At 70.9% G+C, this 7,333-nt stretch carries 6 protein-coding genes; 2 read left to right on the forward strand and 4 right to left on the reverse strand.

Annotated features, from left to right (window positions below):
- Positions 1–8: 8 nt before the first annotated feature.
- From ABZ215_RS14820 to ABZ215_RS14830, 3 genes are read right to left on the reverse strand one after another with little or no spacing between them, the layout of a single operon-like run.
- A complete protein-coding gene (locus ABZ215_RS14820) occupies positions 9–788 on the reverse strand; it encodes an enoyl-CoA hydratase/isomerase family protein (protein ID WP_354949901.1) in 780 nt (259 codons plus the stop codon).
- A gap of 2 nt (positions 789–790) precedes the next feature.
- The gene (locus tag ABZ215_RS14825) at positions 791–3,229 is read right to left on the reverse strand and encodes a xanthine dehydrogenase family protein molybdopterin-binding subunit (protein ID WP_354949902.1); all 2,439 of its coding nucleotides are present in this window, start codon (positions 3,227–3,229) and stop codon (positions 791–793) included.
- A 5-nt stretch (positions 3,230–3,234) separates the two neighbouring features.
- Entirely contained in the window at positions 3,235–4,788 is a 1,554-nt protein-coding gene (locus ABZ215_RS14830) for an AMP-binding protein (RefSeq protein ID WP_354949903.1), read from the reverse strand.
- Positions 4,789–4,904: 116 nt separating this feature from the next.
- Between ABZ215_RS14830 and ABZ215_RS14835 the strand changes: the two genes are divergently transcribed.
- Positions 4,905–5,492, forward strand: coding sequence for a PadR family transcriptional regulator (locus ABZ215_RS14835; protein WP_354949904.1), 588 nt, complete (start codon positions 4,905–4,907; stop codon positions 5,490–5,492).
- A gap of 293 nt (positions 5,493–5,785) precedes the next feature.
- Positions 5,786–6,898 (forward strand): hypothetical protein, encoded by a 1,113-nt coding sequence (locus ABZ215_RS14840; protein WP_354949905.1) that lies wholly within the window; start codon positions 5,786–5,788, stop codon positions 6,896–6,898.
- Between the two features lie 96 nt (positions 6,899–6,994).
- Here the strand turns inward: ABZ215_RS14840 and ABZ215_RS14845 are convergent.
- On the reverse strand, positions 6,995–7,333 hold a 339-nt coding region (locus ABZ215_RS14845; protein WP_354949906.1), incomplete at its 5' end, for an alpha/beta hydrolase fold domain-containing protein.

A 7,333-nucleotide genomic window follows, 5' to 3' on the forward strand; every position in this document is an offset into this window, starting at 1 on the left:
GGCTCAGCTCACCGGCCCTGGAACTTCGGCGCCCGCTTCTCGGTGAACGCGGCCACACCCTCGGCGAAGTCGTTGCTGGAGCGCAGCATCGAGTACGCCTTGCGCTCCAGTTCGATGCCGGAGTACAGCGGCGCGTCCACGCCCTTGTCGAGCACCTCCTTGGCGGTGCGGGCGGCCAGCGGGGAGAACCCGAGCAGCACGCCCACGATCCGTTCCACCTCGGCGTCCAGCGCGGCGCGGTCCTCGACCACGTTCGCCACCAGGCCCCAGTCCCCGGCCTGCCGCGCGTTGATCCGCGACGCGGTCATCACGTGGTACTTCGCCCGGGAGAGGCCGATCAGCCGGGCGAGGCGCTGCGTGCCGCCGGAGCCGGGAATCATGCCCAGGCGCATTTCCGGCAGCGCGAACTCGGCGCGCTCGGTCGCCACCCGGATGTCGGTGGACAGCGCGAGTTCGAGCCCGACGCCGAAGCAGTAGCCGTCGATCGCGGTGATCACCGGCTTCGGGCTGCGCGCCGGGGCGGTGACGTTGTGCCCCAGGTCGGTGAAGTCGATCGGGTCGACCTCCATGAACCCGGCGATGTCGCCGCCGGAGGAGAAGTGCTCCCCCGCGGCCTGGATCACCACGACCTTGATGTCGTCGTCGGCGTCGATCTCGGTGAACCGGTCGGCCATCACCTGGCGGGTCTCCCAGGTCATGATGTTGTACTTGCCGTGATCGAGGGTCAGGTAGGCGACCCGGCCGTCGTGACCGCGGTCGAACCTGATCTCGCCTCCGGTGAGTGCCATGGTCAGTGGTTCCTTCCGTTTTCCGGTGCGCTGCCGTTCAGCAGCTCGTGGAGCACGTTTCCGTGCAGGGGCAGGCTCGTGATGTCCACGCCGGCCGGGGCGAGCGCGTCCGCGACGGCGTTGGCGATCGCGACCGGCAGGCTCATGCAGCTGCCTTCACCACAGCCCTTCGCGCCGAGCCTGGTCAGCGGGGACGGCGTTTCCAGGTGGTCGCTGTCGAGCTCGAAGGTGGTCTCGGCGCTGGTCGGGCACAGGTAGTCCATGAAGGTCGCGGTGGGCTGCCCGGCCTCGGTGTAGCGCATCTCCTCGAACAGCGCGCCGCCCAGTGCCTGCGCGAGCGCGCCGTGCACCTGGCCCTCGAGCAGGGGCGGGTTGAGGATGGTGCCGGCGTCGTGCACCGTGACCACCCGCTCGAGCTTGATCTCCCGGGTTTCCGGGTCGATCCGGACGACGGCCAGTTCGGCCACGAAGCCGTAGCACAGGCTGGAGTTGATCTGGTCGGTGCGGCTCGCCGCCTTCGACTGCGGAGGGGTGAACGCGGCCTCCTCGTACAGCCGCGCGGAGGTGCCCGCCGGCAGCGCGCCGGGGTCCCAGTGCACCAGCCCGGCCGCGTGCTTGAACGGGACCGCCCTGGCCGGTTCGGCGCGCAGCCGGACCTGGCCGTCGGCGAGTTCCACCTCCTCGGCGGTGACACCGAGCAGGGTGGCACCGGCGATCTTGACGGTCTCCGCCAGCTTCTCCGCGGCCTCCACGAGCGCGCTGGTCAGCAGCGGCGCGAAGCGTGAGGAGTAGCTGCCGGAGCTGATCGTCCACGGCGTGGTGGCGGTGTCCATCTCGACGATCGGGCGCACCTGGTCCAGCGGGAGCCCGAGCTGGTCGGCGACCACCTGCTGCGCGACGGTGGCGTGGCCCTGGCCCTGCGGCACGGTCCCCAGCAGCACCGAGACCAGCCCGCTGGGGTCCACGCTGATCCGGACGTGTTCGGTGGAACCGGACTTGCCGCGCCCGGACGCCCGCTGCTCGGCCGGGGTGGCCAGGCCGACGTAGCCGATGTTGGTCGCGGACGGGTCGACGATGGTGGCCACGCCGAGACCGAGGTACTCGCCCCGCGCCCGCGCGGCCCGCTGCTTCTCGCGCAGGGCCTGGTAGTCCGCGTTCTTCACGACCATGTCCAGCGCGCGGTGGTAGTCGCCGGAATCGTAGATGCCGCCGCTCGGCGTCGCGTACGGGAAGTCCTCGTGCCGCACGAAGTTCCGCCTGCGCAGCTCGACCGGGTCCAGGCCGCAGGTCCAGGCGACCTTGTCCATCAGCCGTTCCAGGCCGAAGTACAGCTGCTGCCCGCCGAAACCGCGGTTGAGCCCGGTGGGCGTCTTGTTCGTGACGACGGCACGCGACCGGATCTGGACGGCGTCGATCTTGTAGGCGCCGGTGATGTTGCCGAAGCAGCGGTACAGCGTGCTGGGTTCCGGCGGGCGCAGGTAGGCGCCCACGTTGTCCACCAGGTCGGCACGCAGCGCCCGCACCGTGCCGTCGGCCGAGACGGCGGCCTCGAACCACATGGCCCGGTCTGATCCGGCGGAGCTGGCCAGCATGTGCTCGATGCGGTCCTCGGTCCAGCGCACCGGCCTGCCCGCGTGCTTGCTCGCCAGCGCCATCAGCGCGACGTAGGGGTAGATGCCGGCCTTGATGCCGAAACTGCCGCCGTTGTCGGCGGGGATCATCAGCCGGATCCGTGACGCGGGCAGGCCGAAGGCGCCGGCCAGCACCGCCACCATCGAGAACGGTCCGTGGAAGTTCGCCCAGGCCTGGATGGCCGGTCCGTCCACTTCGTCCTGCCAGTCGGCGACGACCGAGTAGCACTCCATCGGGGTGGAGGAGTAGCGCGGGAAGTCGTACTTGCCTTTCACCACGTGATCCGCCTCGGCGAACGCGCGGTCCACGTCGCCGAAGGTGAAGGTGCGGTCGGTCGCGACGTTGCCGTCCGCGTCCTCGTGCAGCCGCGGCGCGTCCGGCCGGAGTGCCTTCTCCACGTCGACCACCGGCGGCAGCGGCTCGTAGTCGACCTCGACGAGTTCCGCGGCGTCCTCGGCGAGATACCGGTCGGCGGCGACCACGACCGCGACCGGCTCGCCCACGAACCGCACCTTGTCCGTCGCCGTCGGGTAGTACGGCATGGGCGCCTTGAGCGCCAGCGGGAACGGGCGCAGGGCCGCCGTGACCTCCTCGGGGCCGATCACCGCGGCGACCCCGGGATGCCGTCGCGCGCGCTCGAGGTCGACCCGGCGGATCCGGGCGTGCGGGTGCGGGCTGCGCACCACCGCCGCGGTCAGCGTGCCCGGCAGCGGGTCCATGTCGTCGAGGAACCTGCCGCGGCCGGTGAGCAGCGCGGGGTCTTCCACCCGTGCCGTCCTCCTGCCCGGCGTGCCGGCGACTGCGGTCATTCGGCTCACCTGCCTGCTTCTGCGGCGCTGTCGGACAACGCGCGGTAGTTTCCGGAGCTCAGTTCGCGGCGGAGAACCTTGCCCACCGCTGATTTGGGAATGGTCGCCACCGCGACGAACCGCTTGGGGCGCTTCAACGACGGCAGTCCGGACTGCTCGCGGGCGAAGGCCTCCAGCACCTCCGTCGCGTGCCCGGGGGTCATGCCCTCACCCGGGACGAAGAACGCGGTGGCGGCCTGGCCCCACCTGTCGTCGGCCATGCCGACCACGACCAGTTCGCGCACCGCCGCGCAGCGGATCAGCGCGTCCTCGATCTCGTCCGGGTAGATGTTCTCGCCGCCGGAGTTGATCATGTCGTCGACCCGGCCTGCCACCCAGAGGTCCCCGTCCTCGTCGGCGATCGCCAGGTCGCCCGGGAAGTACCAGCCGTCCCGGATGGATCTGGCGTCGGCGTCGGGACGGCGCCAGTACCCGGCGAACGCCTCGGGACTGGACATCGAGATGGCGACCTGGCCCTGCTCCCCCGGCCCGACCTCCGCGTCCGGCGTCGTGGCGGGGTCCGGGTCCACGAGCCGGACCCGGGAGAACACGCCCGCGCGGCCCGCCGAGCCCGGCTTCGCGATCACGTCCGGGCCGACGGTGAAGGTGTAGATCTCGGTGCTGCCGAAGTGGTTGACGAAGGATTCCGGTTCCAGCGCGCCGGTGAGTTGCTCGGCCAGCGCCGGGGTCATCGAGGAGCCCGCGTAGGCCAGTCTGCGGACGGTCCGCGCCTCGGGCAGCCTGCCGGTGCGCACCAGCGACCAGTAGATCGTCGGCACCAGGTACAGGGAACCGATCCCCTCGGCGGTGATGAGCTCGAGCGCCTCGTCCGCGTCGAACCTCACCTGCGGCACCCAGGTTCCCGCGCCGATGAGGGTGGCCAGCAGGGTGCGCAACCCCATGGTGTGGAACAGGGGCATCACGCCCAGCGTCGCGTCGAAGCGGGACTGTCCACTCTGGATCAGGTGCGCGACGGCCGCGTAGTGCTCCGCGGAGTGCGTGCGCGGCACGCCCTTCGGCTTTCCGGTGGTACCCGAGGTGTAGAGCATGACGCTGAGGTCCTGGCCGGACACCCGGACGTCCGGGGAGCCGCCCGGCTGGCGCAGGGCGAGGCGTTCGACGGTGTCCTCGTCCGGCGGGCCGGAGGCGATCCGGGGCACCGGGGGCAGTTCGGCCAGCGCCTCGTCCGCGAGAGCGGCGGTCGAGGCGTCGGTGATCACCAGTGCGGGCTCGGCGTCGACGACGCAGTAGGCGAATTCGGGCGGCGCGAACCGGAAGGACAGCGGCACCGAGACGGCACCGAGTTTCTGCGCGGCCAGGTGCAGGCTGGCCAGCGGCTCGCCGCCGGCGAGCGAGAGCACCACGCGCCCGCCGGGCCGGACGCCGAGCGCGGCCAGCGCCCGTGCCAGGCGGTCGGTGTGCGCGTCCCACTCGGCGTAGGTCATGGGGCTTGCGCCGCCCACCGCGCGGCGCCCGGGATAACGCTCGGCCGTCCAGCGCAGAACCGTGCCCAGATCCATGACCGTCCCTCCATCGCGACAGTGATCGTGCCGAGCAGAGCTAACCGTCCGTAACAAACGATATGAGACTGACCATCTGTTTCGGACGGTTGTGAACCTACGATATGGTTCGGAGCATGTCAACGGTTCGGCTGTCGACGACGTCGTACGTGGTGCTCGGCATGATCGCGCTGCGCGGTCCGTCCACGTCCTACGACCTCAAGCGCGCGATCGGCCGGTCGGTCGGGTACTTCTGGAACTTCCCGCACGCGCAGCTGTACTCGGAGCCCAAGCGCCTCGAGGAGGCCGGCCTGCTGGAACTCGACGAGGAGGACTCGGGGCGCCGTCGCAAGACGTTCTCGATCACCGACGCCGGCCGCAAGGCGCTGCGCGACTGGATGGCCGAGCCGGTCAACGAGCACTTCGAACTCCGCGACGTCGCGGAGATCAAGCTCTTCTTCAGCGAGCTGGCCGGACCGGACGACGTCGCGCGGCTCGCGAAGGAGCAGGTCGAGCAGCACGAGCGCAGGATCGCCGAGTACGAGGAGATGCAGCGCCGCTTCGGCCACATCGAAGAGGTCGCGGGCCGGATGATCACCCTGGAACTCGGGCTGGGCATGGAATACGCCGCCCTCGAGTTCTGGCGCCGCGTACGCGAGCGCGCGGCCCGCGGCGAGTTCGACACGGAAAAGCGCTCACGTCAGGACCAGACGAGTAAGTCCTGAATACGGGTGGTGTCTGGAGATCGGTGACCACCTCGGCAAGTCCGCTCGCGCCGGCAGGCCACCGCGGCTGTCGGATGCTGAACTGCTGCAACCGCACCCCGCCAAGCACAACCTCGCCACGGGCTGACCGACCACCCGATCCGGCCACCTACGACCACTGATCAAGTACGGACTTACTCGTCCAGCGGCGCCGGATCTCTCGCCGGCGCCAGGCGTCCTGTCAGCCCGTTTGCCTGAGGGCGCATCGGGAACCCTGGCGATCTCACGCCCAGAGATCGAGGGAAGGCCCCAGCATGACTGCTCAGCGCACGCCGGACGCCGTCTCGGTAGGCCTCCTGACCGATGACGGACTGCCCAGGCAGCTCGCCGGGCGAATCGCGGAGGGCCTGCCCGCCCGTCTGGCCGACGACTTCGGTGATGAGACGAGCTGGCACGTCGAGCACGAGGCGCGCTCGTTGCCACTCGACGAGGAAGGCAACATCCCGATGCTCGCCCTCGCGGAGGAGCACCGGGCCGAGCACGAGTGGGACCTCCTCGTGCTGATCACGGATCTCCCGCGGCGTGCAGGCACGGTCCCGATCGCCTCGGACTACAACGTCGCTCACGGCGTGGCGATGGTGTCCCTGCCCGCGCTCGGCGCCCTGCGTCTACGTGGCCGGGCGTGCCGGCTGATCATCCACCTGATCCACCACCTGATGTCCCCTCGCTCGGCGAAGGCGGCAGATCCGCCGCGGCGGGCACTCGACCGGCTCCGGGAACTCGTGGCGCCGATGCGGCACATCCGCGACCGCGGCGCCGCCGACCAGCACCTGGCCCTGGTCGGCGTGCGCGGTCGCCTGCGGTTGCTCGCCGGGATGATCCGGGACAACCGGCCGTGGCGGCTGGTGCCCAACCTCGCCGGAGCCACCGCGGCCGCGGCGGCCACCGCCGCCTACGGCATCATCACTACCTCGTTCTGGCGGCTCGCCGAAGCCCTGCCCGCGCTGCGCCTGGCGGGGATCACGGTCCTGGCGATCGTGGTCATGTCGGGCTGGCTGATGCTGCACAACCACCTCTGGGACTCGCCGTCGGGGCACCTCGAACGACGGAAGGCCCTGTTGTACAACGCCTCGACCGCGCTGACTCTGACGATCGGCGTCGCGTGCATGTACGCCATCCTCTTCGGGCTGGCCCTGCTGGCGGCGGTCGTGCTGGTCGAAGGCACCTACATGGCGCAGGTCCTCGGCCATCCGGCCGGCCCCGCCTCGTACCTCAAGCTGGTGTGGCTGTCCGCCTCCGTGGGAATCGTCGCCGGGGCGATGGGTTCGAGCCTCGAGGACGAGGAGAGCGTCCGCCGGGCGACCTACAGCCGGCGCGAACAGGAGCGGCAGCAGCGCAACCGCGAACGCGCCGAGAGCGGTTCGTGATCCGAGCCTCCACGGCACTCGCACCCGTACCGGGTGCCAAGGTCCAGCGAAGCGCGGAGGCCCCGCGAGGGCGGGACCTCCGCCCAAGCGCCACCTTCAGAGCACCGCGCGCTGGTGCTCGACCACCGCCTGGTGGATCTCCGCTCCGCGTGGGATGGCGGCCGTCGCCCAGTAGGTGGCGTGCGCCAGGCCGTCCATCCGCACCGCGCGGGCCTCGGTGCCCGCGGCGCTCAACGCGGCCGCGAAGGCCTCGCCCTCGTCGCGGAGCGTGTCGTACTCCGTGGTGATCACCAGGGTCGGCGGGAGGCCGCTCAGCTCGTTGCGGTCCAGCGCCAGCCGCGGGTCCACGGCGTCCTCCGGGCTGCCGCAGTACTGCGCGCCGAACCACCGCAACGCGTCCAGGTGCAGCAGGTAACCCTCGGCGTACTCGCGCCG

The sequence above is a fragment of the Amycolatopsis sp. NPDC006131 genome (genome assembly GCF_040614175.1).
In the GTDB taxonomy this organism is placed as follows: Bacteria; Actinomycetota; Actinomycetes; order Mycobacteriales; family Pseudonocardiaceae; genus Amycolatopsis_E; species Amycolatopsis_E tucumanensis.